This is a genomic window from Acidibrevibacterium fodinaquatile (assembly GCF_003352165.1).
In the GTDB taxonomy this organism is placed as follows: domain Bacteria; phylum Pseudomonadota; class Alphaproteobacteria; order Acetobacterales; family Acetobacteraceae; genus Acidibrevibacterium; species Acidibrevibacterium fodinaquatile.
Window position 1 is genome coordinate 1,178,297 of the sequence record NZ_CP029176.1, and the last position, 25,585, is coordinate 1,203,881.

The following is a 25,585-nucleotide window of genomic DNA, read 5'->3' on the forward strand; positions in this document are numbered from 1 at the left end:
CGCAACGATATTACGCTGATATGAAACGCAGACTCAAGAAACCTTGGCGTCTTCCACCAGCAGTCCAACCGCCGTCGCGGCCAGCGGATCGAGCCCGCCGCCGCCCGCCGCGACATGGGCGACGATTTCGCGCCGCATGCGCGGATCCCAGAATTTGCGCAAATGGTCGGCGATTTCCGGCGGCGCGCGCTCGGGGCCGAGATGGGCGAAAAAGCGGCTGATCTGATTCGCCATCATGGTCAGTTTTTCAGGCGACATGGTTTTCAGGCGACATAGGCCTCTCTCTCGATGACGATGCGCGCGGGATGGGTGAAAATCTCGAACCCGTCGGCGCGGGCGATGGCGGCGAGGGTGATGCCGCAACGCTCGGCGCGACGGATGGCAAGCCCGGTCGGGGCGGAAACCGCGAGTACGATGGCGCATCCCATCCGCGCCACTTTCTGCACCATCTCGACCGAGACCCGCGAGGTCAGCAAGACGGCGCCAGACGCCGGCGCGATACCGGCGCGGAGGAGCGCACCGGCGAGCTTGTCGAGCGCGTTGTGCCGCCCGACATCCTCGCGCACCGCGACGATGCCGCGGCCAGGGGCGAAAAATGCCGCGGCGTGGAGCGCGTGCGTTTGCTGGTTCAGCGTCTGACAGGCGCCGAGCCCCGCCATCGCGGCGGCCAACGTCCCGGCGTCGAGCTGGAGGTCGCTTACGATCGCCGGCAGAGGTGCGAGCGCCGCTTCCAAGCTTTCCATGCCACAGAGGCCGCAGCCGGTCGCCCCGAGAAGCCGCCGCTGGCGCCGCCAGAGCGCCTCCTCGCGTACCCCCGCAAGATCGAGGCGGAGTTCGATCGCGGCCTCGCCATCGATCTCACGGGCGACGACGTCGCAGGCGGTGATTTCGTCCGCCGCGGTGATCAGCCCTTCATTGCGGGTAAATCCCCAAGCGAAATCCTCGAGATCAGCCGGGGTTGCCATCATCACCGCGTAGGTCGCGCGGCCATAGGTGAGCGCGACCGCGGTTTCCTCCGGAATCTGGCGCAGGCCGCGCGCCGCACCATGCTCGCGCCAAACGAGTGGCGTGCTCGTCAGGATCGGCGCCGGCAGCGTCATTCCGCGGCCAGGATACGCCGGCTCTGTTCGGCGTGCTGGCGATAGGTTTCCTGCCATTCCGTCGGCCCGTTGGCGCGCGCGACCTGCACTGCCGTGACCTTATATTCCGGGCAGTTGGTCGCCCAGTCGGAAAACTCTGTCGTCACCACATTGGCTTGCGTATCGGGATGGTGGAAGGTGGTGTAGACGACGCCCGGCGCGACGCGGTCGGTGATCAGGGCGCGGAGTGCCGTCGCGCCGGCGCGGCTTTCGAGCTTCACCCAATCGCCGTCGCGGATGCCGCGTTGTTCGGCGTCATGCGGGTGGATTTCCAGCCGATCCTCCTCATGCCAGGCGACATTGGCGGTGCGCCGTGTCTGCGCGCCGACATTGTATTGCGAAAGGATGCGCCCGGTGGTGAGGAGCAGCGGAAAGCGCGGCCCGCTTTTCTCCTCGGTCGCGACATATTCGGTGATCATGAAATGGCCTTGGCCGCGCACGAAGCCGCCGATATGCATGGTCGGTGTGCCCTCCGGTGCTGCCTCGTTGCACGGCCACTGCACCGAGCCGACGCGATCGAGCAGGTCGAAGGAGACGCCGGCGAAGCTCGGCGTGGTGCGGGCGATCTCGTCCATGATTTCGGCGGGATCGCGATAATTCATCGGATAGCCGAGTGCGTTCGCCAGCATCTGGGTGATTTCCCAGTCGGCATAGCCGTTTTTCGGGCGCATCACGCGGCGGACGCGATTGATGCGGCGCTCGGCATTGGTGAAGGTGCCGTCTTTTTCGAGGAAGCTCGACCCCGGCAGGAAAACATGGGCGTAATTCGCGGTCTCGTTGAGGAAGAGATCCTGCACCACGACGCATTCCATCGCCGAGAGGCCGGCGATCATGTGATGCGTGTCGGGATCGGACTGGACGATGTCTTCGCCCTGAATATAGAGCCCCTTGAACGAGCCATCCATCGCCGCGTCGATCATGTTGGGGATGCGCAAGCCGGGCTCGGCGTCGAGCGTAACATTCCAGATCTTCTCATAGATCGCGCGCGTCGCGGGTTCGGAAATGTGGCGATAGCCGGGCAGTTCGTGCGGAAAACTCCCCATGTCGCACGAGCCCTGGACATTGTTCTGGCCACGCAGCGGGTTCACGCCGACGCCACGGCGGCCGATATTGCCCGTCGCCATCGCGAGATTGGCGATCGCGATCACCGTCGTCGTGCCCTGGCTGTGTTCGGTGACGCCAAGGCCGTAATAGATCGCGGCATTGCCGCCGGTCGCGTAAAGCCGCGCCGCCTTCCGGATGAGATCGGCGGGCACGCCGGACACTTGCGCCACCGCCTCGGGGCTGTTCTCCGGGCGCGCGATGAAGTCCGCCCAGTCCTGGAAAGCATCCCAATCGCAATATGCGCGCACGAACGCTTCGTTCACCAACCCCTCGGTGACGATGACATGGGCGAGCGCGTTGACCATCGCGACATTGGTGCCGGGGCGGAGCGGCAGATGAAACGTCGCCTCGACATGCGCCGAGCGGACGAGATCGATGCGGCGCGGATCGATGACGATCAGCTTGGCGCCGGCGCGCAAACGCCGCTTCATGCGGGACGCGAAGACCGGGTGCGCGTCCGTCGGGTTGGCGCCGATCACCAGAATGACGTCGCTGTCATCGACCGAGTCGAAATCCTGCGTCCCCGCCGAGGTGCCGAAGGTCGCTTTCAAGCCATAGCCGGTCGGGGAATGACAGACGCGGGCGCAGGTATCGACATTGTTGTTGCCGAAACCGGCGCGGACCAATTGCTGGACGAGATAGGTCTCCTCGTTGGTGCAACGCGAAGAGGTGATGCCGCCGACCGCGTCTTTGCCGTAGCGCGCCTGAATCCGCTTGAATTCGGCGGCGGTGTGGGCGATCGCTTCCTCCCAGCTCACCTCGCGCCAGGGATCGGTGATTTTTTCGCGAATCATCGGCGTGAGGATCCGCTCGCGGTGGGTCGCATAGCCGAAGGCAAAGCGCCCCTTGACGCAGGAATGCCCGTGATTGGCCTTGCCGTCTTTGTACGGCACCATGCGCACCACCTGCTCGCCGCGCATCTCGGCCTTGAAGTTACAGCCAACCCCGCAATAAGCGCAGGTGGTGACAACGGAATGCTCCGGCTGGCCGATCTCGATCACCGATTTCTCGATCAGCGTCGCGGTCGGGCAGGCCTGCACGCAAGCGCCGCAGGAGACGCATTCTGAGGAGAGGAAGTCCACACTTCCAGTCGCGACCTTGGAGGCGAAGCCGCGCCCGGCGATGGTCAGCGCGAAGGTGCCCTGCACTTCCTCGCAGGCGCGCACACAACGCGAGCAGACGATGCACTTGGCCGGGTCGAAGGCGAAATACGGATTGGAGAGGTCTTTGCTCGCCGCGAAATGATTGGCGCCGTCATAGCCGTAACGCACTTCGCGCAAACCGACGGCGCCGGCCATGTCCTGCAATTCGCAATCGCCGTTGGCAGCACAGGTGAGACAATCGAGGGGATGGTCGGAAATATAGAGTTCCATGACGCCGCGGCGGATTTTCGCCAGCCGCTCGGTCTGCGTCGCAACCGCCATGCCGGCTGCGACCGGCGTCGTGCAGGAGGCCGGGGTGCCAGCGCGGCCCTCGATCTCGACGAGGCAAAGCCGGCACGAGCCGAACGCATTGAGGCTGTCGGTCGCGCAGAGTTTCGGCACCGCGATGCCGGCCATCATCGCCGCCCGCATGATCGAGGTGCCTTCGGGCACGGTCACTTCGTGACCATCGATGGTGAGCGAGACGGTTTTTCCGCTGCTCGGTTGTGGCGTGCCGTAATCGGTTTCCTTGATCAGCGACATGGCGATCTCCTATGCGGCGGCGTGTGCGGCGGCGCGGGTGAAATCGTCCCGGAAATGGGTGAGCGCGCTCATCACCGGATATGGCGTGAAGCCGCCGAGCGCGCAGAGCGAGCCGAATTTCATCGTCTCGCAAAGATCGGTGATCAGAGCGAGATTTTTTTCGACATCCCGCCCCGCGCGGATGCGGTCCATGACCTCGACGCCGCGGGTCGAGCCGAGCCGGCAGGGCGTGCATTTGCCGCAGGATTCGATCGCGCAGAATTCCATCGCGAAGCGTGCCTGCGCCGCCATGTCGACGCTGTCGTCAAACACCACGACGCCGCCATGGCCGATCAGCCCGTCGCGCGCGGCGAAAGCCTCGTAATCGAACGGCGTGTCGAACAAAGCGCGCGGGAAATAGGCGCCGAGCGGGCCGCCGACCTGCACCGCCCGCGCCGGGCGCCCGCTTGCCGTGCCGCCGCCGATCTCTTCGACCAGTTCGCCGAGGGTGACGCCGAACGCCGCCTCGAACAAACCCGGATAGCGGATATTGCCGGCCAATTGGATCGGCATGGTGCCGCGCGAGCGGCCGATGCCGAGTTCCTGATAGGCTTTCGCGCCTTCGGCGAGGATGATCGGTACCGAGGCGAGCGAAATCACGTTGTTGATCACCGTCGGCTGGCCGAAAAGCCCTTCGAGCGCCGGCAGCGGCGGTTTGGCGCGCACCATCCCGCGCTTGCCCTCGAGACTGTCGAGCAGCGCCGTCTCCTCGCCACAGACATAGGCGCCGGCGCCGACCCTGACCTCAAGATCGAAGGAAAATCCCGTCCCCTGAATATTGTCGCCGAGAAAGCCGTCGCGCTTTGCCGCCGCCAGCGCGCGCTCCATGGCGGCGATCGCATGCGGATATTCCGAACGCGTATAGAGATAGGCTTTGCTCGCGCCGACCGCGTAGCCCGCGATCAGCATCCCCTCGATCAGCACGAAAGGATCGCCTTCCATGATCATGCGGTCAGCGAACGTGCCGGAATCGCCTTCATCGGCGTTGCAGACGATGTATTTGCGCGCGGCTTTGGCGCCCGCCGCGGTGCGCCATTTGATCCCGGTCGGAAAACCGGCGCCGCCGCGCCCGCGCAGGCCCGAAGCGACAACTTCCTCAATGGTCGCGGCGGGGCCGAGCGCAAACGCCCGCGCAAGCCCGAGCCAGCCGCCATGCGCGGCATAATCCTCGGCCGAAGCGGGATCGACGATGCCGGTGCGCGCGAAGGTGAGCCGGGTCTGGCGCTTGAGATAAGGAATCTCCTCCGGCCGGCCAAGGCGCTTCGGATGCGCAGCGCCGGCGAGAAACTCCGCCGCGAAGAGCGATGCGACCTCCTCGGCCGCGATCGGGCCATAGGCGATGCGGCCGGACGGGGTCGCGACCTCGAGCATCGGCTCCAGCCAGTAAAGTCCGCGCGAGCCGGTGCGCACGATTTCGAGCGCGATCCCGCGCGCTTGCGCCTCGCGCGCGAGCGCAGCCGCGACGGTATCGGCGCCGAGCGCCAGCGCGCCGGCATCGCGTGGCAGGAAGATCCGGGCGCTCACGCCGGCTGCTCCACGCCGCGCGCCGCAGCGACCAGGGCTGCGAGGCGTTTGGCATCCAGCCTGCCGATCGGGGCGCCGTCGAAAAGCGCCGCCGGCGGCATGGCGCAGAGACCGAGACAATAAACCGGCTCGATGGTGAGCGCGCCATCGCCGGTGGTTTCGCCCCAGGCAAGGCCGAGCCGCGCCAAGAGATCGGCGGCAAGCGTTGCACCCTTCATCGACTGGCACGCCTCGGCGCGGCAGAGCTTCAGCACATGTCGCCCGGCAGGCGCACGCCGAAAATCGTGATAGAAGCCGATCACACCCTTGATCTCGGCGCGCGAAAGATTGAACGCGTCGGCGAGCAGCGGCTCCGCCGCCTCGGGCACGCAGCCGAACGCCGCCATCAAGGCATGCAGCGCCGGCAACAGACCGCCTTCGCGGCGAGCCTCGGCGGCAATCAAGGCGCTCGCCTGCGCTGCGTCCCAATCTGGGTGGGGATGCGTGTCGCGCCGATCGCCATCGGTCATCGCAATATCCATGAAACTCATCATCCTTGGATCGTCGACGATCCCTCGTAAGCCGATTGCTTAGGGATCAGATGCGCATAAGAGGCGGCGTGATCAAGGCACGTATGCCGTGACGCAATAGAACATCACGATTAAGAATTGGTTTTGCGTGGCGATCTTTTTGGGCGCAGCCGGCGATGACTTCCCGAGACCGCCCAGCCGCGAGACCGTCAGGTCTCGAGATGGGGCGCGATGATCTGTGCCTGGGTGACCAGGGCTGCGGTCAGCGGCGTCATCGGTTCGCGATAGGGCACGACGAGGCCGACCATCGGGCTCGGTGGCCCGCCTTCGATCGGGATCGCCCGCACCGCGTCGCTGAGCCCGAGCATGGCGGCGAGCTTGATCGGCATCACGCTCGCCCAATGGCCGGTGCGGACATGCGACCACAGCACCACCATCGAGTTCGATTCCAGCGTCGGCATCGCCGGCCGCCCGGTCAAGCGCAGCATACGGTCGAGAATGCGGCGGTTTTGCATGTCAGGCGTGAGGAGGCAGAGCGGAATCTGCGCGACATCCTCCCAGGTCACTTTCGCGCGATCGCCGAGTGGCGCTTGCGGCGCGGTGATCAAACAGTAGCGCTCGTGATAAAGCGGCACCGTGCGCACCCGCCCGAGCGGCTCATTATCGAGATAGGTGATACCGGCATCGACCTCGAGATTTTCGAGGAGCGCCAGCGTCGCGATCGAGGTCGAGGAGAGGATGGTGAAGGTGACGCCGGGATGGCGCTCGCGATACGGCGTGGTGAGTTGCGCGACCATGGCGAGCGCCGTCGGGATCACGGCGATTTTGAGATTGCCGGCGAGTCCCTGTTTGAGCGCGCGGATTTCCTGGCGCATGGCGCGGGTATCGGCGACGATGCGCCGCGCCCAATCCAGTGTGCGCTCGCCTTCCGGGGTGAAGCCGAGAAAGCGCGAGCCCCGCTGGACCAAAAGCACCCCGAGCGTTTCCTCCAACTGCTTGATCCCGGCCGACAAGGTCGGCTGCGTGACACCGCAAATTTCGGCGGCGTGACCGAAATGCCGCTCACGCGCCAGAGCCAGGAGATATTCCAATTTCTCGATCACGTAGTACGAACCTTTCACCCGCCACTTAGACGCCGGCTCAATTTCTGGCAAGCGTTTGGGATATCGGAATATTTATTTTAATATAGCGAGGCGGCCGCATATGCCCCGTCACGGCGGCTTTTCGATGGGCTTTTCAATGAGGCTGATCGAGAAAATCAGTTTGCGGGGTGGCGGGAAGTCGTTTAGATAGCTCTCTAGGTCGGTGGGGCTGTTCGGGTTCGAGCATCTTTCCGATCTGGTGGTTCAGTCGTCACGGCGAGTTTGAGTGCCTTAGCCAAGCTGAATACTGGCCGCCACAGAACGAAACCCAGAAGATTCTTTGTCATTAGGAGGCAACACCATGGCCTGGAAATCCCCGAAGATCGTCGAAATCGCGCTCGGCGCGGAAATCAACAGCTACGCCTGCGCCGAAGCGAAGTAATTTCGCGAAAACGCCGCCGCGAGGCGTCGCCTCCGGCGGCGTTTTTTATTTGTCCAAGCAATCGAGAACATCATGCGGGCCGTTATTCTTGGGGCCGCGGCGGGAGGTGGGTTCCCGCAATGGAACTCCAACGCTGAAGGGTGCCGGCGGGCTCGGGCAGGTGATCCGGCGGCGAAACCCCGCCATCAGGCGTCGCTCGCCGTCTCCGCCGACGGCGATCATTGGTTCATTCTCAATGCCACCCCTGATCTTCGCGCCCAAATCGAACGGGCGCCGTTTCTGCACCCGCGGCACGGGCTCCGCTCGACCCCGATCGCCGGGGTCGTGCTGACCGACGGCAATGTCGACGCCATCGCCGGCCTGCTCAACCTCCGCGAGCGTGAGGCGTTCACCATCTATGCCACCGGGAGCGTTCTCGGCGTGCTCGATGAAAACCCGATTTTCGAGGTTCTGGCGCGCGATGTCGTGGCACGCGAGGCGGTCACCCTCGATGTGGCGCGGCCGCTCCGGCTCGCGGATGGCCGGCCGAGCGGGCTTACGCTGACCCTGTTTGCGGTCCCCGGCAAGGTGCCGCTCTATCTCGAACGTCCCGGCGAGGCGCCGGCGATCATCGAGGGCGAGGAAACCGTCGGCGCCATGATCAGCGATGGCGCGAAGCGGCTTTTTTTCATCCCCGGCTGCGCCCGCGTCACCCCACCGCTCCTCGCCCGCCTCGATCCCAGCACGCCTGGCGGCGCCGATGCCCTTTTCTTCGACGGCACGCTGTGGCGCGACGATGAAATGATCCGCGCTGGGATCGGCAGCAAGACCGGCCGCCGCATGGGCCATATCAGCGTCGGCGGCGAAGATGGCACCCTCGCCGCCTTTCGCGACTGTCCGATCCCGCACCGCATTCTGGTCCATATCAATAATTCCAACCCGATCCTGCTCGCCGACAGCCCCGAACACGCGGCCGTCCTTGCGGCCGGCTGGCGGGTCGGCGAAGACGGGATGGAGATTACCCTGTGACGACCACCGATATCCTCACCCCGGACGGGCTGGAAGCAGCCCTCCGCGCGATCGGCGCCGAGCGCTACCACAATCTCCACCCCTTCCATAAGCTGCTTCATGGCGGCCAGCTCAGCCGCGGCCAGGTGCAGGCCTGGGCGCTCAACCGCTTTTATTATCAGTCTCGCATCCCGGCCAAAGACGCGTTTCTGCTCGCCCGCCTCCCCACCCCTGACCTCCGCCGCGCCTGGCGTTCGCGTATCCTCGATCATGACGGCGACGGGCCGGGAACCGGCGGCATCGCGCGCTGGATGAAGCTTGCCGAAGGCGTTGGGCTCGATCCCGATTATGTCGCATCGACGCGCGGGATCCTGCCGGCGACCCGCTTCGCCGTTGATGCCTATGTCGATTTCGTCCGCGACCGGACGATCCTCGAAGCCATCGCCTCCTCGCTCACCGAGATGTTCTCGCCGACCATCATCGCCGAGCGGGTGTCCGGCATGCTGCGCAATTACCCGTTCGTCACCGAGGCGACGCTGGCCTATTTCACGCCGCGGCTGACGCAGGCGCCGCGCGACGTCGAATTCGCCCTCGGCTATGTCAAGGCGCACGCCGACAGCGTCGAGAAACAGCAAGCGGTACTGGCGGCGCTCCGCTTCAAATGCGATGTCCTCTGGGCGCAGCTCGATGCGCTGTATTTCGCCTATGTCTCGCCCGGCTTCGTGCCGCCTGGGGCGTTCGTGCCGGAAGCCACATGACCGTCACCCTTGATAGTGTGCCGCGTTTCCGGCCCGGGGTGAAATTCCGCTTCGATCCGGTGCGCTCGGCCTGGGTGGTGCTCGCGCCCGAACGGCTGTTTCTCCCCGATGAGCAGGCCGTCGAGATTCTGAAGCTGATCGATGGCGTGCGTTCGCTCGGCGCCATCGCCGACGACCTCGCGGCGCGGTTTGCCGCCCCGCGCGAGACCATCGCCACCGACGTCGCCGCGATGCTCGGCGATCTCGCGGAAAAAGGAGCGCTCGCGCTATGACCGGGTTCGAACCCCCGATGGGCCTCATCGTCGAACTCACCCATCGCTGTCCGTTGCAATGCCCGTATTGCTCGAACCCGCTCGCTCTGGAGCGCGCCGCCGGCGAGCTTTCCACCGCGGAATGGCAGAGCGTGTTCGACGAAGCAGCGAAAATCGGCGTCCTGCAGCTCCATTTCACCGGCGGCGAGCCAACCGCGCGGCGCGATCTCCCTGACCTCGTCCGCCATGCGGCAAAAGCGGGGCTTTATACCAATATCATCACCTCCGGTGTGCAGCTCGATGACCGGCTGATGGAAGCGCTGATGGCGGCCGGGATCGACCATATTCAGTTGAGCTTCCAGGATGTCGATCCCGACAATGCCGACCGCATCGCCGGCTATCCCGGCGCGCATGCCCGCAAATTGGCCGCCGCCGCGCGCATCCGCGCCGCCGGCTTGCCGCTCACCGTCAATTTCGTCGTCCATCGCCAGAACATCGCGAATGTTCCGCGCATGATCGCGCTCGCCGAGGGGCTGGGCGCGGCGCGGACGGAAATCGCGCAGGTGCAGTATTACGGCTGGGGTTTCAAAAACCGCGCCGCCCTGCTCCCGAGCCGGGCTGAACTCGATGCGACGACGGCGACGGTGGAAGCGGCGCGCGCGCGCCTCAAGGGGCAGATGGTGATCGACTACGTGATCCCGGATTATTACGCCCGGCGGCCGAAATCCTGCATGGGCGGCTGGGCGCGGCGGTTCATCAATATCTCGCCGGCGGGCAAGGCGATGCCGTGTCACGCCGCCGAGACGCTCCCCGGCTTCGTCTTCCCCTCGGTGCGGGAGACCTCGCTTGCCGCGATCTGGCAGCACGATCCCTCGTTTCTGCGCTTTCGCGGCACCGATTGGATGCCTGAACCCTGCCAATCCTGTGACCGGCGCGAGATCGATTGGGGTGGCTGCCGTTGCCAGGCTTTTGCCTTGACGGGCGATGCCGCGCGCACCGATCCGGCCTGCGAACTCGCCCCCGATCACGCGGTCATGGCGGAAGCGGTCGCCGAGCGCGGCGAGACGCCGCCGGATTTCGTCTATCGCCGTTTCGGCAACAATGAGGCGCCGACCACGATCGGTGAGACGGTTTCCTGAATCCTCCCGGCGCTGAAACACTCTCGATCGCGCCGCAATGGGCTGGCGTTTTGGCGGATTTGCCCGTTAATCTCGCCCTGTTGTCGTGATCAGGAGCCCAGGAGACATGATGCGCCGCGCCCTTATTCCCTTCCTTGCCGCAGCAAACCTTCTCGTCCCCTTCGCCCCGGCGCTGGCGCAGAATAGCGAGCCGCCGCAAGCCTGGCTATTCGGCGCTTGGACCGGCGGCACTTTCCCCGCGCCGTCACAGATCACCGCCGCGACCTGCCTCGCGCAGCCGACGGTGATTTTCACCCGCGATATCGTGCTCCGCAGCACGCTGACCGAGGCCACCTATGAGCAGCGTCTGGTCGCGACCGTGCGGGCGACCGAGACCGGCTTTGAGTTCCGCTTCGAGCCCGCGGCGCCGGCGCCGGCGGAGGGCGGTGGCGGCGGCCTGCTTGGGCTCTCCGGTGGCGGCCAGCCGGGGGCCGCCGGGTTCGGTTGCGAAAGCGCCGATCTCCTCCATGTCGAACGCCACGGCGAGAACGAGATCACCTTCCCCGGCTGCGAGGATTTCCCCAATCCGCTGGTGCGCTGCCCGGCATCCTAAAGAGTTATAAAGTCTTCTTTTTCTGAAGAAAAAAGAAGCAAAAAGACTTTTTCTCCGGTTGGTCAGTGCCTACGGCACTGCCCGCTCCGAGAAGACGGGAGAAAAGTTTTTTGGTTCTTTTTTTCAAAAAAGAGCAAACTCATGGGCTTCTCACTGGCCGCCGGTGCGGGCGCTGACCAGACGCTCGGCGAGGACGGCGGCGATGATGATCGCGCCGATCGCCGAGCCCTGCCAGAATGGCGAGACGCCGAGCAGATTGAGGCCGTTTCGGATCATCACCATGATCAGAACGCCGATCAGCGTGCCGATGATCGAGCCGCGCCCGCCGGCGAGACTTGCCCCGCCGATGACGACGGCGGCGATGGCATCGAGTTCCAGCGCCGTCCCCGCGAGCGGGTCGATCGAGAGGATCTGTGCCGAGAGCAGGACGCCGGCGACCGCGGCGAGCGCGCCCGAGACGATATAGGGCAGGATGCTGTAGGCGAGCACGTTGAGGCCGGCGGCCCGCGCCGCCTCACGGTTCGAGCCGATGGCATAGATCGTCCGCCCGCCCTTGGTGAACGTGAGATAGAGCCAGGTCAGCACATAAAGGGCGAGCAGTGTTGCGACATTCGAGGGAATGCCGAGGATCGGGGTGTAGACGAGATCGTTGAACCCCGGCGGCAGGTCGGAGATCGAGTTCTGGCCGGAGAAGATATAGGCGAGGCTGCGCCCGATCGCCATCACGCCGAGGGTTACGACGAATGAGGCGAGGCCGAAGCGGGCCACCAGCACGCCGGAGAAAAGCCCGATCCCGGCTCCCGCCGCCACCGCAACGACAATCCCGCCGAGAATGCCGGCATGCGGCATCGCAAGCCCCATCAAGACCGCGGTCACCCCGAGCACCGAGCCCACCGAGAGATCGATCCCGCCGGTCAGGATCACGAAGGTCATCCCGGCGGAGACGATCCCGGTCACCACCGACTGATCGAGGAGGTTGAGGAGATTATTGGTCTGCAGGAAAAAGGGCGAGGCCAGCGATAGCGCGAGGAAGACGGCCAGAGCGAGGCCGAGCATCCTGATTTCCAGCCTCGCGGCGAGGCGGCGGAGCGAGCCCCGCCGGTTGATGGTCTCTGACATGCCGGTTCGATCTCACATCTGACGGGTCACGAGGTCGCCGACGCGCCGGGCGATGGCCGCGGCGTCGGGCAAGGGCAGGCGGGCAACCGAGACCCCGATCACCCCGAAATCATGGCCGCGATGGCTGCGCAGCGGAACCAGGAGGGTATGGCGGCTGCCATCGGGCTCGGCGATGAAGCGCGCCTGCGCCTCCCCGGCTGCCGCGCCGAGTGCGGCAGCGATTCGGGTTTCGCTGAACAGCGGCGTCGCGCCGGTGGCAAACCCCGGATCGGCCTCGCCGGCGCCGCCGGCGCGCGCGAGGCAGAATAGCCGCCCGCCATCACGCAGCGCCCAGAACGCGGCGCCGCCGGTTTCCTCGGCCAGTTCGCCGAGCAGCCGCGTGGTTGCCGCCATCGAGCTGCGCGGTGCCGCGAACAGGGTGAGCTTGGCTTCATCCAGCACCGCGCTCGCCATCTCGGCGCTGGTGGTGCCGTCGCTGATGACGACGATCCGCGAGCACAGCCCGAGCAATTCCTCGAAATCCGAGGAAACGACGAGGATCGCGGTGCCGGCGTCGGCGGCGTCACGCAGCATGGCGTAAATCGCCGCGCGGGTGCCGATATCGACGCCCTTGGTCGGCTCGTCGAGGAGCAGCACTTTGGGGTCGAGCAAAAGCCAACGCGCGAGAATGATCTTCTGCTGCATGCCGCCCGAGAAATTCAGCATAGTGGCGTCGAGCAGCCGCTCTTGCGGCAGCTCGAGGGTCTCGAGCAGGGCCTTGACCCGCGCCTCGCGGGCGCGATAGCCGAGGCCAAAGCCGCGATGGGCCGAGAGATGGCCGAGGAGGAGGTTTTCGCGCACCGAGAAATCGGGCACGATGCTCTGGCCGCGCCGATCCTCGGGCACGAAGGCGATGCCGGCCCTGATCGCTTGCGCCGGATGGCGGGCGGCAAACGGGCGGCCATGGAGATGGATGTCGCCGGCGGTCTTGGCGCGCAGGCCGAACAGGGTCTCCAGCGTCTCCGACCGCCCGGCCCCGACCAGCCCGCCGAGGCCGAGGATTTCGCCCCGATGAAGCGTGAACGAGACATCGCGCACCAGCGGCGGCGCGCTGAGGCCGCGCACCGTGAGCACGGGCGCGGCGGTGTCCATGGGGGCGCGCGCGTTATGGATGCGCCCGAGTTCCTGCCCGACCATTAGCCGCACGATATCGGCCTGGCTCAGGCGCGCCGTCGCCAGCCCCTGGGCGACCGTTCGCCCCTCGCGCATCACCGTGACACGATCGGTGATCGCGAGCACTTCCTCGAGCCGGTGTGAAACGAAAACCAGGCCACGCCCGTCGGCGCGGAGCCGCGCCATCACGTCAAACAGCCGCTCGACCTCGCTCGGGCTCAAGGACGCGGTGGGCTCGTCGAAAATGATCACCGCGGCATCGACGGCGAGCGCCTTGGCGATCTCGACCAATTGCCGCTGCGCCGCCGAGAGCCGCCGGACCTCGACCGTGAGCGGGAGCGAGGCGGTCTGGCCGAGAATCGCGAGAATGTCCTCTGCCCGCGCCCGCCAAGGGCGGCGGCGGAGCAAGCCCGGGCGCGCGAGGTCGGGGAGAAAAATGTTTTCGAGGACCGAGAGATCAGGGGCGAGGCTGGTCTCCTGCAACACCATGCCGATCCCGGCGGCGATCGCCTCACGCGGGCCGCTCGGGTCGAAAGCGGCGCCGCGCCAGAGCAAGGTGCCGCCATCGCGCCGGATATGGCCGCTGATCACCCGCGACAGGGTGGATTTTCCGGCGCCGTTGGCCCCGAGCAGCCCATGCACCTCGCCGCCGCGCAGGTCGAAGGTCGCGCCGGCGAGGGCACGGGTCTGGCCGAAGCGCTTTTCGATCCCGTGCGCCTCGAGAAGCGGCGACGGCGAAAGCGCCGCCGCCTTCGCCGCCGCGGCGCCTGCCATCAGGGCAGTTCGCCGGCGAACACCGTGCGTTTGATGACCGGCAGCATGCGATCGACATTCTCGCTGGTGATCACCAGGATCGGCACCGTGGTCTGCTTGGGCACGCTCGCGCCGCGGAAATGCATGAGCAGGGCTTCCGCCGATTTCACGCCCATTTCATAGGGCTGCTGCATTCCCGAGCCGACCACCTGGCCGGATTTGATCAGTTGCACCAGCTCAGGCGTGCCATCGAAGGCAGCGACGAGGATCTGCCCCTCGCGCCGCGCCGCCTTGATCGCGCGCAAGGCGCCGGTGGTCGGCTGGTCGGTCTGGATGAAGAGGCCACGGAGATCGGGATGCGCGGTCAGCATGTCCTGGACGAAGCGGAAGGTCTCATCGGTCGTGTAGGACTGCATTTGCTGGAGCGGCACTTCCTTGACGATGCCGGCCTCGCGCATCGCGGTGCGGAAACCAGCGGTGCGCGCTTGGCCGTTCTTGCGCGCTTGGCTGATGGTGACCATGCCGTAGCTGCCATCCTGCCAGCCCTTGGCCTTGATCTTCGCGGCCAGCACTTTGCCGATGCCATAGGCGCCGTCGAAATTATCGGAAATCACGAAGGAAACGTATTCGCCGGAATTGGTGCCGATATCGGAGACGACGACCGGGATATTGGCCTTCTCCGCGAGCCCGAGCACCGCCGGCGCGGTCGAACTGTCGGTCGGCGAGATGCAGATGCCGGCAACGCCACGGGCGATGACGTCTTGCGCGTTCTTCAATTGCGTCGCCGCGTTGTTGTGGCTGTCGAGCGCGGTGAAGCCATAGCCCTGCGCCTTGGCGGTGTCGCCGATACCCTTGGCGAGATAGCGCCAGAACGGCAGATCGAGCCCGGGGGTGAGATAGACGATGGTCTTTTCGCCGGCGCGCGCGGCGAGCGGCAGGGCGCCGAGCGCAACAGCGCCAGCGGCGGCTTGCAATAAGGATCGGCGTTGCATGTTTCCTCCCATTTTCATTGCCCGCCGGGTGCGGGGACACCGCTTTATGGCCGACCCGGGCCCGACCCTCAATCCCCCGCGGCGTCGCCCGCCCGCCATTCCGCGTTTTCGCCATCACGCAGATCCCGGCACATCATCGCGATGGCAGGCAAACCGATGGCTGGCGTCGCCACGCAATTCCGGCACTTCGACCCGACAGCGATCAAACGCATAAGGGCAACGGGTATGAAACCGGCAGCCCGCCGGCGGGTTGCGCGGGCTCGGGATGTCGCCGGCGAGCACGATCCGCCGCCGCTTCGCCGCCGGATCGGGCTGCGGCACCGCCGACAATAGCGCCTCGGTATAAGGGTGCCGGGGCCGGGAAAATACCTCGTCCCGCGGGCCGATCTCGACGATTTTGCCGAGATACATCACAGCGACGCGATGCGTGAGATGCTCGACGATCGCGAGATCGTGGCTGATGAACAATAAGGCGAGGCCGAGTTCCTTCTGCAGATCCACCAGAAGATTGATGATCTGGGCCTTGACCGACACATCGAGGGCCGAGACCGCCTCATCGCAGATGATCAGATCGGGGTGCGGGGCGAGCGCGCGGGCGATGGCGATGCGCTGGCGCTGGCCGCCGGAAAATTCATGCGGCCGGCGATCGAGTGCTGCGCGCGGCAATTGGACTTGATCGAGCAGTTCGAAGATACGCGCATCACGCGCCGCCGTGCCCCGCGCCAGTCCGAAATTCGTGAGTGGCTCGGCCAGGCACGCGCGCACCGAAAGCCGTGGGTTGAGGCTGCTGAACGGATCCTGGAAAACGATCTGCATACGCTGGCGCAATTGGCGCATGCGGCCGCGCGAAAGCTGATCGATCCGCGTGCCATCGAGCCAGATTTCCCCGCTGCTGAGCGGGGTCAGGCCGAGAATTGTGCGCCCGACCGTCGATTTTCCCGAACCCGACTCGCCGACCAGCGCCAACGTCTCGCCCCGCGCGAGCGTGAAGCTCAGATCATCGACGGCGCGCACACGCCCGGTAATCCCCCCCAACAAGCCGCCGCGAATGAGAAAATGCTTGACCAAGCCATTGACTTCGAGGAGCGGCGCGGGGCTCATACCGTGCCCTCCGCGGACGCATAATGGCAGGCGGCGAAATGACCGGGCGCGATTTCCCGCACCATCGGGGTGATCGCGCGACAGGGATCACCGGCGAGGGGACAGCGAGAGGCAAAAGCGCATCCCTCGATCGATTGCAAAAGGCTCGGCACCTGGCCAGGGATTTCGGCAAGACGCGCGCGGTCGCCGGCGCCGAGACGCGGCACCGCGCCAAGCAGGCCACGCGTATAGGGATGCGCCGGATGCGCAAACAGGCGCGCGAGCGGCGCCTCTTCCACCTTGCGCCCGGCATACATGACGATGACCCGCTCGGCCATCTCCGCGACCACCCCGAGATCATGCGTGATCAGTAAAATCGCCGCCCCCACGCGACGCTGCAACTCGCGCATCAGATCAAGAATCTGCGCCTGAATGGTGACGTCGAGCGCGGTCGTCGGTTCATCGGCAATCAGCAGCTTCGGGTTACAGGCGAGCGCCATTGCGATCATCACCCGCTGGCGCATGCCGCCCGAGATCTGATGCGGATATTCGGAAACCCGGCGCTCCGGGTCGCTGATGCCAACCAGCGTCAGCATCTCGATCGCCCGCAGCCAGGCGTCGCGTCTCGAAAGCCCCTGATGCAAACGCAAGCTCTCGCCAATCTGCCAACCAATCGTCAGAACCGGGTTGAGCGAGGTCATCGGCTCCTGAAAAATCATGCTTACGTCATTGCCGCGCAGGGCACGCATCTCGGCCTCCGGCAGTGTCAGAAGATCACGGCCGTCGAAACGGATTTTTCCGGCGAAATAGGCGGGGGGTGACGGCAGAAGCCGCAAAATCGACATTGAGGTCACCGATTTTCCGCACCCCGATTCACCGACCAGGGCCACGGTTTCACCGGAATTGATGGTGAACGAAACCCCGTCCACCGCGCGCGCGGCACCGTTCGGGGTCGCGAAATGCGTCCGCAGCGACTCGACTTCGAGCAAGGCCATCGCCTAGAGCCTCAGCGCGCGGCGCGGATCGAGCGCATCGCGCAAGCCATCGCCAAGGAGATTGACGCCGAGCACGGTCAGCAGCAGGAAAATCGCCGGAAAAAACACGATCGATGGCTTGATCTGCCAGAGCGCCCGGCCCTCTGCCATGATATTGCCCCAGGATGGCACGGTGGGCGGTGTGCCGGCGCCGATGAAAGAGAGAATCGCCTCGGTGATCATCGCGGACGCGCAAATATACGTCGCCTGCACCGAAAGCGGCGCGAGCGTGTTGGGCAGGATATGGCGCAGGATCAGCCGCGGCGTGCGCGCGCCACAGGCGATCGCCGCTTCAATATAGGGTTGTTCACGCAAGGAAAGCACGACGCCGCGGATCAGCCGCGCAACCCGCGGAATCTCCGAAATCGTAATGGCGATCACAACATTGCGCACCGAGCCACGGGTCAACGCCATCAGCGCAATCGCCAGCAGAATGGATGGGATCGACATCAGACCATCCATGAAGCGCATGATGATCGCATCCGACCAGCGCACGAAACCGGCGACGAGGCCGATCGTGAGCCCCGTGGCCGAGGCAAGCAGCGCGACCGCGAAGCCGACGGTGAGCGAAACCCGCGTTCCATAAAGAACGCGCGAATAGACGTCGCGCCCGAGCATATCGGTGCCAAACCAATAGGCCGCGGAGGGCGGACGAAGCCGCCGCGCCGGCGCGAGCGCGGTCGGGTCGGTGGTGCCGAGAAATGGCGCGCAGAGCGCGATCAGCAGCATCACCCCGATCAGCACGAGGCCGGCGAAGATGGTCGGGTGCTGGAGAACGAAGCGGGCGAATTTCCCGCGCCGGGGACGTTGCGGCACGATCTCGGGGAGCGAAGGTGCGGCGATGAAAACAGGTGCTGTCAATAGCGAATCCTCGGGTCGAACACGGTGTAAAGCAGGTCGATCACAAGATTGACCAGGACATAGACGAAACTGAACAGCAAGACGACGCCCTGAATAACCGGATAATCTCGGCGCAAAATCGCATCGACGGTGAGGCGACCAAGGCCCGGAATGGCAAAGACGCTCTCGGTTACCACCGCGCCGCCGATCAAGAGCGCAACCCCGAGCCCGACCACCGTGACGATCGGCACCGCCGCGTTTTTGAGCGCATGCACGAACAGCACCGGGCGCTCGCCGAGCCCCTTGGCGCGTGCGGTGCGCACATAATCCTGCGACAGCACATCGAGCATGCTCGCGCGGGTGATGCGGGCGATCAGCGCGATATAGATCCCCCCCAGCGTAAACGCGGGCAGAACGAGCGTGCGCAGAAAGGGCCAGAAACCTTGCTCGATCGGCACGAACCCCTGGACCGGCAGCCATCGCAATTGGAGCGCGAAGACGAAGGCGAGAACATAGCCGATGACAAAAACCGGGGTCGAGAAGCCGAGCACCGCAAACACCATGATCAGCCGGTCCTGCCACTTTCCCTGCGTCCAGGCGGCAATGACCCCCATCGGAATGGCGATCACCAAGGAGAGGATGAGGGTCACGATCATCAGGCTCAATGTCGGCTCGATGCGTTGGGCGATCATGTGCGAAACCGGCAGATTGGTGAAAATCGAGGTGCCGAGATCACCATGCACGACATGCCACAGCCAGTCACCAAAGCGGACAATGAATGGGCGATCAAGGCCGAGGGAGGCGCGGATATGGGCAATCTGCTCGGGCGAGGCCTGATCGCCCGCGATCACCGCCGCCGGATCGCCGGGGGCGATATAGAGCAGCGAAAACACGAACAATGCGACGATCGCCATCACCGGAATCGTCGCCAACACTCGACGTAGAAAATAAGTCCCCATCAGGCTTTTTTCACATCCCAGAACACCGGGAAGGGCGCCTTGACGATGCCCTCGACGCCGCGCCGCCAGGCCTGATAGCCATAGAAGAAGCCGGTCGGAATGAAGGTGACGAACTCCATGGAAGCACGGTTGATTTTTTCGATCTGCTGTTTTTCGGAGGCGAGATCGGGGGCCGCGTACCAATCGCCGATCATCGCCTCGATCGCCGGGTTATCCGGCCAACCGAACCAAGCTTTCGGCCCGGTGGTGTGGATCGCGATATTTGGGGCGGGATTGATGCAATCGACCCCAGCGAGCCAGGTGTGGAACATGTTCCACCCGCCCTGGCTCGGCGGATCCTTTTTCGCCCGTCGCGCGCCGACCGTGCCCCAATCGGTTGCGACGTAATCAACATTAAAGCCGGCTTTTGCCATGACATCGGCTGAGACGTCGCCCTGACCCTTGGTGATGATGAGATCGGTTGCCACCAGCATCACCACTTTTTCGCCGCCGTAACCAGCCTCGGCGAGCAATTTCTTGGCCCCGGCGAAATCGCGCGGCCCGCTCAGCGCCTCGCCGCCGGCCTCGGTGTAAAGCGGTGTGCCTGGCGTGATGAAACTCGGCATCGGTTTCCACAGCGCATCGTCATTGCCGACGATCGCGCGCATGTAATCGGGCTGGTTGACCACCATTTGCAAGGCGCGGCGCAGCCGCACGTCATTGAACGGCGGATAGAGATGGTTCATGCGCAGAATACCGACATTGCCGAGCGGATCAGCGATATCGACGCGGACGTCTTCATTCTGGCGAAGCAAGGGCACGAGATCGGGGAGCGGGGTCTCCCACCAATCGACCTCGCCGCTTTGCAGCGCCGCCGCCGCCGTCGCGGCATCGGGAATGATCTGCCATTCCACGCGGTCGAAATAGATGCGCTTGCCGCCGGCCATCCAATTCCCCGGTTCATCGCGCGCGGCATAGCCATTAAAACGCGCGAAAACCGCGCGCGAGCCCGGCACCCACTCGTCTTTCTGGAATGTCATCGGGCCGGAGCCGATAAATTCGCTGATCTGCTTGAAGGGATCGGTTTGCGCGATGCGCTCTGGCATGATCGCCGGGAGATTGGGATTGCCCTTGGCCAGTGCGAAGAGAAGTTTCGGGAACGGTGTTTTGAGGCGGATTTCGAAGGTGCGATCATCGCTTGCCGTCATCGCATCGAGGCGCGCGCGAATCAATTGTCCCATAGTGTCGCGCGCCATCCAGCGCCCGAGGCTGGCTGTGGCATCGCGCGCCAATACCCGCGTGCCATCGTGGAATGTGAGGCCGGGGCGCAAGCGAAAGCGCCATGTCAAGCCGTCCGCTGAGGTCTCGAAACTCTCGCACATCTGCGGGCGCGGCGTCAGCGACGCATCGAGCCCGAACAGCGTGTCGAACACGAGGAGGCTCGCATTGCGTACCACGTATTGCGTGCCCCAGACGGGATCGAGATTGGGGAGATTGGCTTGCGGGACGAAGCGCAACACCCTCGCCTCCGCCCCGCGTGCGATCGCGGGCGCGGCGAGCGATGTTGCGGCGGCGAGGGAGCTTGTCAGGAAATCACGACGGCGCATCAGCGTTTTTCCTATGCTTTTTTGACATTCCAGAAGAGCGGCAGACCTTTGAGAAGATCCGTCAGGTCGCGGCGATGCGCGGTTGGCTGATAATAGAGCCCGAGCGGCAGGAACGGGACATCGATGAAGGCCTGGCGTTGGATGTCCTCGCAGATTTTTTTCTGCGCCGCCAAATCGGGGGCAGCGAACCATTGCTCACGCAGTGCCTCAAGTTTCGGCGCCGTCGGCCAGCCGAACCAGGCTTTCTCGCCATTGCCGCGGAGCGCGATATAGCCCGCCGGCGTGAACTGATCGAGGCCCGAAAAGGAGGTGAAAAACACGCTCCAGCCGCCTTTTTCGGGCGAGTCCTTCTTCGCCCGCCGTTGCACCACCGTGCCCCAATCGGTCGCCTGCACATCGACATTCATGCCGGCGCGCTTGAGCATATCGGCGCCGACCACCCCCATCGCGTTGAGAACGGGAAAATCGGTTGCGATCATCGCGACCACGCGTTCGCCTTTATAGCCGGCAGCGGCGAGATCGCGCTTGACCTTCTCGTAATCGCGCGGTGCGCGGAGCACGTCCATCCCCGCCTCACTCGCCATCGGCGATGCTGGGGGAAAATAGCCGAGATCGGCGCGCCAAAGCGTGGTGTCGTTGCCGGCGACGGCGGTCATTTCGTCGGCTTCACTGACCGCGCCGAGGAGTGCCTGGCGGATGGCGGGGTTGTCGAACGGCGGCCAGAGCTGATTAAAGCGCGCCATCGAGGGAAATCCAGTCGGGTCGATCTGCTCGACAACGATATTGTCATCGCCCTTGAGCAGAGAGAGCAGATCGAATGTCGGCTGTTCCCACCAATCGACTTCGCCGCTCTGCAAGGCGCCGGCGGCGGTCGCGGAGTCGGGGACGACATGCCATTCGATGCGATCGAAATGGGTAATTTTCGGCCCCGCGGTCCATTCCGGCGTGCCGCTTTCGCGCGGCTTATAGTCGTTGAAGCGCTCATAGACGACGAGCGATCCCGGCACCCGTTCGCTGGTCTTGAAGCGGTAGGGGCCGCTTCCGACCATGTCGGTGACGGCGGTGAAGGGGTCGGTTTTCGCGAGCCGCTCGGGCATCATCGCCGGCATGCTGCTCGCCGCTTTGCCGAGAGCATCGGGAAGCAGCGGGAAGGGCCGTTTGAGGCGAAAGACGATGGTGCGGTCATCGGCGGCGGCAATGTCGTCGCTTGCCGCGAGCAGCGCGGAGCCGAAGGCATCGCGCGCCCCCCAGCGCTTGATCGAGGCGACGCAATCGCGCGCGAGAACCGGCTCGCCGTCATGGAATTTCAGGCCTTCGCGGAGCCGCAACCGCCAGATCTTGCCGTCGGCCTCGGTGCCGGCGCTCTCCAGCATCTGCAATTGCGGGCGGAACTGGGCATCGATGCCAAAAAGCGTGTCGAAGACCAAAAAACCATGGTTGCGGGTGACGTAGGCAGTGGTCCAGATCGGGTCGAGGATGGCGAGATCGGCTTGCGGGATGAATTTCAGCAGCCGCGCCTCGGCCGCGCCGCCAAGGCGCGGCGCCGCCAGCGGCATCAGCGCCGCGGCCGTCGTCGCTTGCAAAAATGCCCGTCGTTTCATCGTCATTCCCCTATTTATGCCTCCACCGGCAGCATCGCGCCGGTCTGTCCCATAGCCTTGACCAGGACGATGGCAGCCGAAGCCTCACCCGGCAAGATGCTCTGCAAGGCGCGGACCAGAGTTGCCGAGCCCGGCGCAAGGCGGCTATGCGGAGAGGCATGGACATGCCGCCCTCCCGCACGCGCGATGACCGCGGCCATCAGACCGTCATCGCCGAATTTTTCCGCTTCGGCTCTGTCGGTGCGCTCGGGTTTCTGGTCGATACCGCGACGGTCTATGCCCTCGCCGGCGCGCTCGGCCTTTATGGCGCCGGCGTGATCGCCTATCTCGTCGCGGCGAGCACGAATTGGGCCCTAAACCGCATCTGGACCTTTCGCGGCCGCGGCAGTGGTCATGCCGTGTGGCAATGGGCACGGTTTCTCGTGACCAACGCCGGCGGGTTCGTCGTCAATCGCGGGGTCTATGCGGCGTTGATCGCGTTCTCCCCCCTCGTTCACGCCTATCCGGTGCTGGCGGTGGCGGCGGGGGCGATCGCCGGGATGGGGCTCAATTTTTTCTCCGCCCGCCGCTTTGTGTTCCGCTGATCCCTTCCCGCCTGGCCGCGTCATGCCCCATAGTCCATCGCGATGATGGATCATGGGCTCCTCCTCTATGCCGGGTTGTGGCTGAGTTTTGCGCTCGGCCATAGCGCTTTCGCCTCGGTCGGCGGGCGGCGCGTGCTGGAGCGTCTCGCCGGGCGGGGTGATCGGCTGCTTTATAATGTGATCGCCATCCTCCACTTGGCGCTGGTGCTCATCGGCGGCTGGATTGAACTCGGCGGCCGGCCAGGCTTTGCGTTTCCCTGGCCGTTTAACATCCTGCGCGCGGCGGCGGTTCTCGCGGGGATTGCCATTCTGCTGATTGCCGGGCGATCCTATGATCCCGCGCGGTTTTTCGGGTTCGCGCAGCTCCGCGCCGGGGCGCCCGAGCGGGTTTTGCCGGCCGAGGCGCTGGTCACCGGCGGGCTCAACGGCCGCGTCCGCCACCCGCTCTATCTCGGGCTACTTCTTCTCGTCTGGGGCGACGTTCACGCCCCCTTGACCCTGGCGACCGCTCTGTTCGCGACTGCCTATGTCCTGGTCGGCATCCATTTCGAGGAGAGGAAGCTGCGGCGTCTCTATGGCGCCACCTATGATGCCTACCGCGCCGCAGTCCCGATGCTGATCCCGCGCTTGGCGGGCCGGCGCGGCACCGGGAAGTGAGTCTCAGGCGCCGCCGCCCGCCCGCAAGCGCGCGATCGTCGCCGTCGTCGAATGGCCGGGGAGCGTCTCGCAGATCACCACCCGCCCGCCCGCGGCCATCACCAGATCGGCGCCGACCACCGTCTCGACGCGATAATCCCCGCCCTTGAACAGGATATCGGGCAGAATCTCGCGAATCAGGGCCAAGGGCGTATCCTCGGCGAAGGCGACCACACCATCCACCGGGCGCAACGCCGCGATGACCGCGGCCCGCGCCGCGAGCGGATTTACCGGGCGCGTCTCCCCCTTGAGCCGTCGGACGCTGGCATCATCGTTCAGAGCGACGATCAGCCGGTCGCATTGCGCCCGCGCGGCGGTGAGCAGCGCGACATGGCCGGCATGCACGATATCAAAGCAGCCATTGGTGAAGCCGACGCTGAGCCCCTGGCGTTTCCAGCGCGCAACCAGCGCCAGCATCTCCGCCAGCGGGCGGGGCGCCACGGCCGGCGCTATGTCTTCGGCCTCGGTCGCGTCGATCTCGCGGCGCAATTCCGCAATCGAGACCGTCGCCGTGCCGACCTTGCTTACCGCGACGGCGGCCGCCGCGTTCGCGATCCGCATGGCTTGCGGCAAGGCGAATCCCGCCCCTGCGGCGAGCGCCAGGGTCGCGATCACGGTGTCGCCGGCGCCGGAGACATCGAAGACCTCACGGGCATGGGCGGGAACGCTGTGGATGGCGCCGGCGGGCTCGACCAAGATCATCCCTTTTTCCGAGCGGGTGACCAGGATCGCCGCGCCCCCGGCCGCTGCCATCACGTGCCGCGCCGCCGCCACCGCCGCCGCCTCATCGCCAACCGGCAGGCGCGCGGCGGCGGCGAGTTCCTTGAGATTGGGGGTGATGGCGGTCGCGCCGCGGTAGCGGGAAAAATCCTCGCCCTTGGGATCGACGAACACCGCAACGCCCTGCCCCCGCGCGCCTTTGATCGCGCCCGCGAGCACCGCCGGGCTCAAAACCCCCTTGCCGTAGTCCGAAAGCACCACCGCGCGCGCATCCGCGATCGCGCCGGTGATGGCGGCGATCAGCGCCGCTTCCTCCTCGGGTTGCAGGGGAAGGCTGCTTTCCTCGTCGGTGCGCACGATCTGCTGGCGGGAGGCAACGAAGCGGGTCTTGGTGATGGTGGGGCGTGAGGCGCTCACAACCAGGGCCGGGACGATCCCGGGGTGGGCGGCGATTTCGCCCCGCAACGCCCGCCCGGCCTCGTCCTCACCAATCACGCCGACCAGCACGGCGCGGCCGCCGAGGGCGGCGATATTGGCGGCGACATTGCCGGCGCCACCCAGCGCGACGCGGCTTCGCCGCACGCGAATGACCGGCACCGGCGCCTCGGGCGAGATGCGCTCGACATCGCCTTCGATGAAGCGGTCGAGCATGACATCGCCGACGCACAGCACCGTGACCCCGGAAAAATCCATGTCCCCTCCGCGCCCTTGCTGTCGCGCGCCTCTATCCGCACGACAGCCGCTTGTCCATAAGCGGCTTGACCATGGCGCGGTTTTCCCGGCAGGAGAAGATATGAACGAATTGCGCGGCTTTGCCTCCCATCTCGGCGACCTGCTCGGCTTCACCCTGCTCGAATGGCGGGAAGGCTTCGCCCGCGTGCGCTGCGTGATCCACGCCCATCACCTCAACCGCGCCGATATCGTCCATGGCGGCGTTTTGATGTCGCTCCTCGATGAGGCCGGCGCCGCCGCCGGCGTCTATGCCGCCGAACGCGCCGCGCGCCGCCACTCGGTGACGGTCTCGCTCAACTGCCAGTTCACCGGCCGCGCGGCAAACGGGGTGATGATCGCAACCGGCGAGGTGGTGAGCGCCGGGCGCAACATCTATTTCAGCCGCTCCGAGGTCCGACACGAGGAATCGGGTGAGCTGCTCGCCTTTGGCGCCAGCACCCATCGCTGGCGCCGCGCCGCCACGTAAAGAAAGAAAAAAGGCTTCTT

General features: G+C 65.4%; 25 protein-coding genes. 9 read left to right on the forward strand and 16 right to left on the reverse strand.

The annotated features are described in order from the left end of the window. Positions 1-33: 33 nt before the first annotated feature. The 6 genes from DEF76_RS05730 to DEF76_RS05755 form a co-directional block, all read right to left on the reverse strand. Positions 34-237 (reverse strand): formate dehydrogenase subunit delta, encoded by a 204-nt coding sequence (locus DEF76_RS05730; protein WP_240319118.1) that lies wholly within the window; start codon positions 235-237, stop codon positions 34-36. Positions 238-263: 26 nt separating this feature from the next. Continuing rightward, complete coding sequence (fdhD, locus tag DEF76_RS05735) at positions 264-1,100, reverse strand: formate dehydrogenase accessory sulfurtransferase FdhD (protein ID WP_114911502.1); 837 nt, start codon at positions 1,098-1,100, stop codon at positions 264-266. Beyond that, positions 1,097-3,928 (reverse strand): formate dehydrogenase subunit alpha, encoded by a 2,832-nt coding sequence (gene fdhF, locus DEF76_RS05740; RefSeq protein WP_114911503.1) that lies wholly within the window; start codon positions 3,926-3,928, stop codon positions 1,097-1,099. Before fdhF ends, fdhD begins: the two co-directional genes overlap by 4 nt. A gap of 9 nt (positions 3,929-3,937) precedes the next feature. Next, positions 3,938-5,491 carry a formate dehydrogenase beta subunit gene (locus DEF76_RS05745; RefSeq protein ID WP_114911504.1) on the reverse strand — a complete coding sequence of 518 codons (1,554 nt, stop codon included), beginning with the start codon at positions 5,489-5,491 and terminating at the stop codon, positions 3,938-3,940. Beyond that, the gene (locus DEF76_RS05750; protein WP_240319119.1) at positions 5,488-6,012 is read right to left on the reverse strand and encodes a formate dehydrogenase subunit gamma; all 525 of its coding nucleotides are present in this window, start codon (positions 6,010-6,012) and stop codon (positions 5,488-5,490) included. The genes DEF76_RS05745 and DEF76_RS05750 overlap by 4 nt, the downstream gene beginning before the upstream one ends. Positions 6,013-6,209: 197 nt before the next feature. Beyond that, the gene (locus DEF76_RS05755; protein ID WP_114911505.1) at positions 6,210-7,103 is read right to left on the reverse strand and encodes a LysR family transcriptional regulator; all 894 of its coding nucleotides are present in this window, start codon (positions 7,101-7,103) and stop codon (positions 6,210-6,212) included. A 319-nt stretch (positions 7,104-7,422) separates the two neighbouring features. Between DEF76_RS05755 and pqqA the strand changes: the two genes are divergently transcribed. The 6 genes from pqqA to DEF76_RS05785 all read left to right on the forward strand — a co-directional run bounded on the left by pqqA (position 7,423) and on the right by DEF76_RS05785 (position 11,251). Beyond that, positions 7,423-7,524, forward strand: a complete 102-nt coding sequence (pqqA, locus tag DEF76_RS05760; protein ID WP_205216117.1) for a pyrroloquinoline quinone precursor peptide PqqA — start codon at positions 7,423-7,425, stop codon at positions 7,522-7,524. 69 nt (positions 7,525-7,593) lie between these two features. Next, positions 7,594-8,532 carry a pyrroloquinoline quinone biosynthesis protein PqqB gene (gene pqqB, locus DEF76_RS05765; RefSeq protein WP_114911507.1) on the forward strand — a complete coding sequence of 313 codons (939 nt, stop codon included), beginning with the start codon at positions 7,594-7,596 and terminating at the stop codon, positions 8,530-8,532. After that, positions 8,529-9,269: a pyrroloquinoline-quinone synthase PqqC gene (gene pqqC, locus DEF76_RS05770; RefSeq protein ID WP_114911508.1), complete on the forward strand. Its 741-nt coding sequence runs from the start codon at positions 8,529-8,531 to the stop codon at positions 9,267-9,269. Before pqqB ends, pqqC begins: the two co-directional genes overlap by 4 nt. After that, a complete protein-coding gene (gene pqqD, locus DEF76_RS05775) occupies positions 9,266-9,541 on the forward strand; it encodes a pyrroloquinoline quinone biosynthesis peptide chaperone PqqD (protein WP_114911509.1) in 276 nt (91 codons plus the stop codon). The genes pqqC and pqqD overlap by 4 nt, the downstream gene beginning before the upstream one ends. Further along, positions 9,538-10,659, forward strand: coding sequence for a pyrroloquinoline quinone biosynthesis protein PqqE (gene pqqE / locus DEF76_RS05780; protein ID WP_114911510.1), 1,122 nt, complete (start codon positions 9,538-9,540; stop codon positions 10,657-10,659). The genes pqqD and pqqE overlap by 4 nt, the downstream gene beginning before the upstream one ends. 106 nt (positions 10,660-10,765) lie before the next feature. Next, complete coding sequence (locus tag DEF76_RS05785) at positions 10,766-11,251, forward strand: hypothetical protein (RefSeq protein WP_114911511.1); 486 nt, start codon at positions 10,766-10,768, stop codon at positions 11,249-11,251. Between the two features lie 150 nt (positions 11,252-11,401). Here the strand turns inward: DEF76_RS05785 and DEF76_RS05790 are convergent, their stop codons facing one another. The 9 genes from DEF76_RS05790 to DEF76_RS05830 all read right to left on the reverse strand — a co-directional run bounded on the left by DEF76_RS05790 (position 11,402) and on the right by DEF76_RS05830 (position 22,367). Further along, a complete protein-coding gene (locus DEF76_RS05790; protein ID WP_114911512.1) occupies positions 11,402-12,370 on the reverse strand; it encodes an ABC transporter permease in 969 nt (322 codons plus the stop codon). Between the two features lie 12 nt (positions 12,371-12,382). Continuing rightward, positions 12,383-14,296 carry a sugar ABC transporter ATP-binding protein gene (locus tag DEF76_RS05795; protein WP_114911513.1) on the reverse strand — a complete coding sequence of 638 codons (1,914 nt, stop codon included), beginning with the start codon at positions 14,294-14,296 and terminating at the stop codon, positions 12,383-12,385. Beyond that, entirely contained in the window at positions 14,296-15,267 is a 972-nt protein-coding gene (locus DEF76_RS05800; RefSeq protein WP_114911514.1) for a substrate-binding domain-containing protein, read from the reverse strand. Before DEF76_RS05800 ends, DEF76_RS05795 begins: the two co-directional genes overlap by 1 nt. Positions 15,268-15,381: 114 nt before the next feature. Continuing rightward, positions 15,382-16,368 carry an ABC transporter ATP-binding protein gene (locus DEF76_RS05805; protein ID WP_114911515.1) on the reverse strand — a complete coding sequence of 329 codons (987 nt, stop codon included), beginning with the start codon at positions 16,366-16,368 and terminating at the stop codon, positions 15,382-15,384. Continuing rightward, positions 16,365-17,342, reverse strand: a complete 978-nt coding sequence (locus DEF76_RS19660; RefSeq protein WP_114911516.1) for an ABC transporter ATP-binding protein — start codon at positions 17,340-17,342, stop codon at positions 16,365-16,367. Before DEF76_RS19660 ends, DEF76_RS05805 begins: the two co-directional genes overlap by 4 nt. Positions 17,343-17,345: 3 nt before the next feature. Next, positions 17,346-18,242 carry an ABC transporter permease gene (locus DEF76_RS19665; protein WP_114911517.1) on the reverse strand — a complete coding sequence of 299 codons (897 nt, stop codon included), beginning with the start codon at positions 18,240-18,242 and terminating at the stop codon, positions 17,346-17,348. After that, positions 18,239-19,180, reverse strand: coding sequence for an ABC transporter permease (locus DEF76_RS05820; protein WP_114911518.1), 942 nt, complete (start codon positions 19,178-19,180; stop codon positions 18,239-18,241). Before DEF76_RS05820 ends, DEF76_RS19665 begins: the two co-directional genes overlap by 4 nt. Continuing rightward, entirely contained in the window at positions 19,180-20,766 is a 1,587-nt protein-coding gene (locus DEF76_RS05825) for an ABC transporter substrate-binding protein (protein WP_114911519.1), read from the reverse strand. The genes DEF76_RS05820 and DEF76_RS05825 overlap by 1 nt, the downstream gene beginning before the upstream one ends. A gap of 11 nt (positions 20,767-20,777) precedes the next feature. Further along, complete coding sequence (locus tag DEF76_RS05830) at positions 20,778-22,367, reverse strand: ABC transporter substrate-binding protein (RefSeq protein ID WP_114913699.1); 1,590 nt, start codon at positions 22,365-22,367, stop codon at positions 20,778-20,780. Between the two features lie 164 nt (positions 22,368-22,531). Here DEF76_RS05830 and DEF76_RS05835 point away from each other — a divergent pair, with 164 nt between their 5' ends. Both DEF76_RS05835 and DEF76_RS05840 read left to right on the forward strand, forming a co-directional pair. Further along, a complete protein-coding gene (locus DEF76_RS05835) occupies positions 22,532-22,951 on the forward strand; it encodes a GtrA family protein (protein ID WP_240319120.1) in 420 nt (139 codons plus the stop codon). 42 nt (positions 22,952-22,993) lie between these two features. Beyond that, positions 22,994-23,608, forward strand: coding sequence for a methyltransferase family protein (locus DEF76_RS05840; protein ID WP_240319121.1), 615 nt, complete (start codon positions 22,994-22,996; stop codon positions 23,606-23,608). A 3-nt stretch (positions 23,609-23,611) separates the two neighbouring features. On the opposite strand, the gene rfaE1 is transcribed toward DEF76_RS05840, so the two are convergent. Continuing rightward, positions 23,612-25,060 (reverse strand): D-glycero-beta-D-manno-heptose-7-phosphate kinase, encoded by a 1,449-nt coding sequence (gene rfaE1, locus DEF76_RS05845; protein ID WP_114911521.1) that lies wholly within the window; start codon positions 25,058-25,060, stop codon positions 23,612-23,614. A 100-nt stretch (positions 25,061-25,160) separates the two neighbouring features. Between rfaE1 and DEF76_RS05850 the strand changes: the two genes are divergently transcribed. Next, complete coding sequence (locus DEF76_RS05850; RefSeq protein ID WP_114911522.1) at positions 25,161-25,565, forward strand: PaaI family thioesterase; 405 nt, start codon at positions 25,161-25,163, stop codon at positions 25,563-25,565. Positions 25,566-25,585 lie beyond the last annotated feature (20 nt).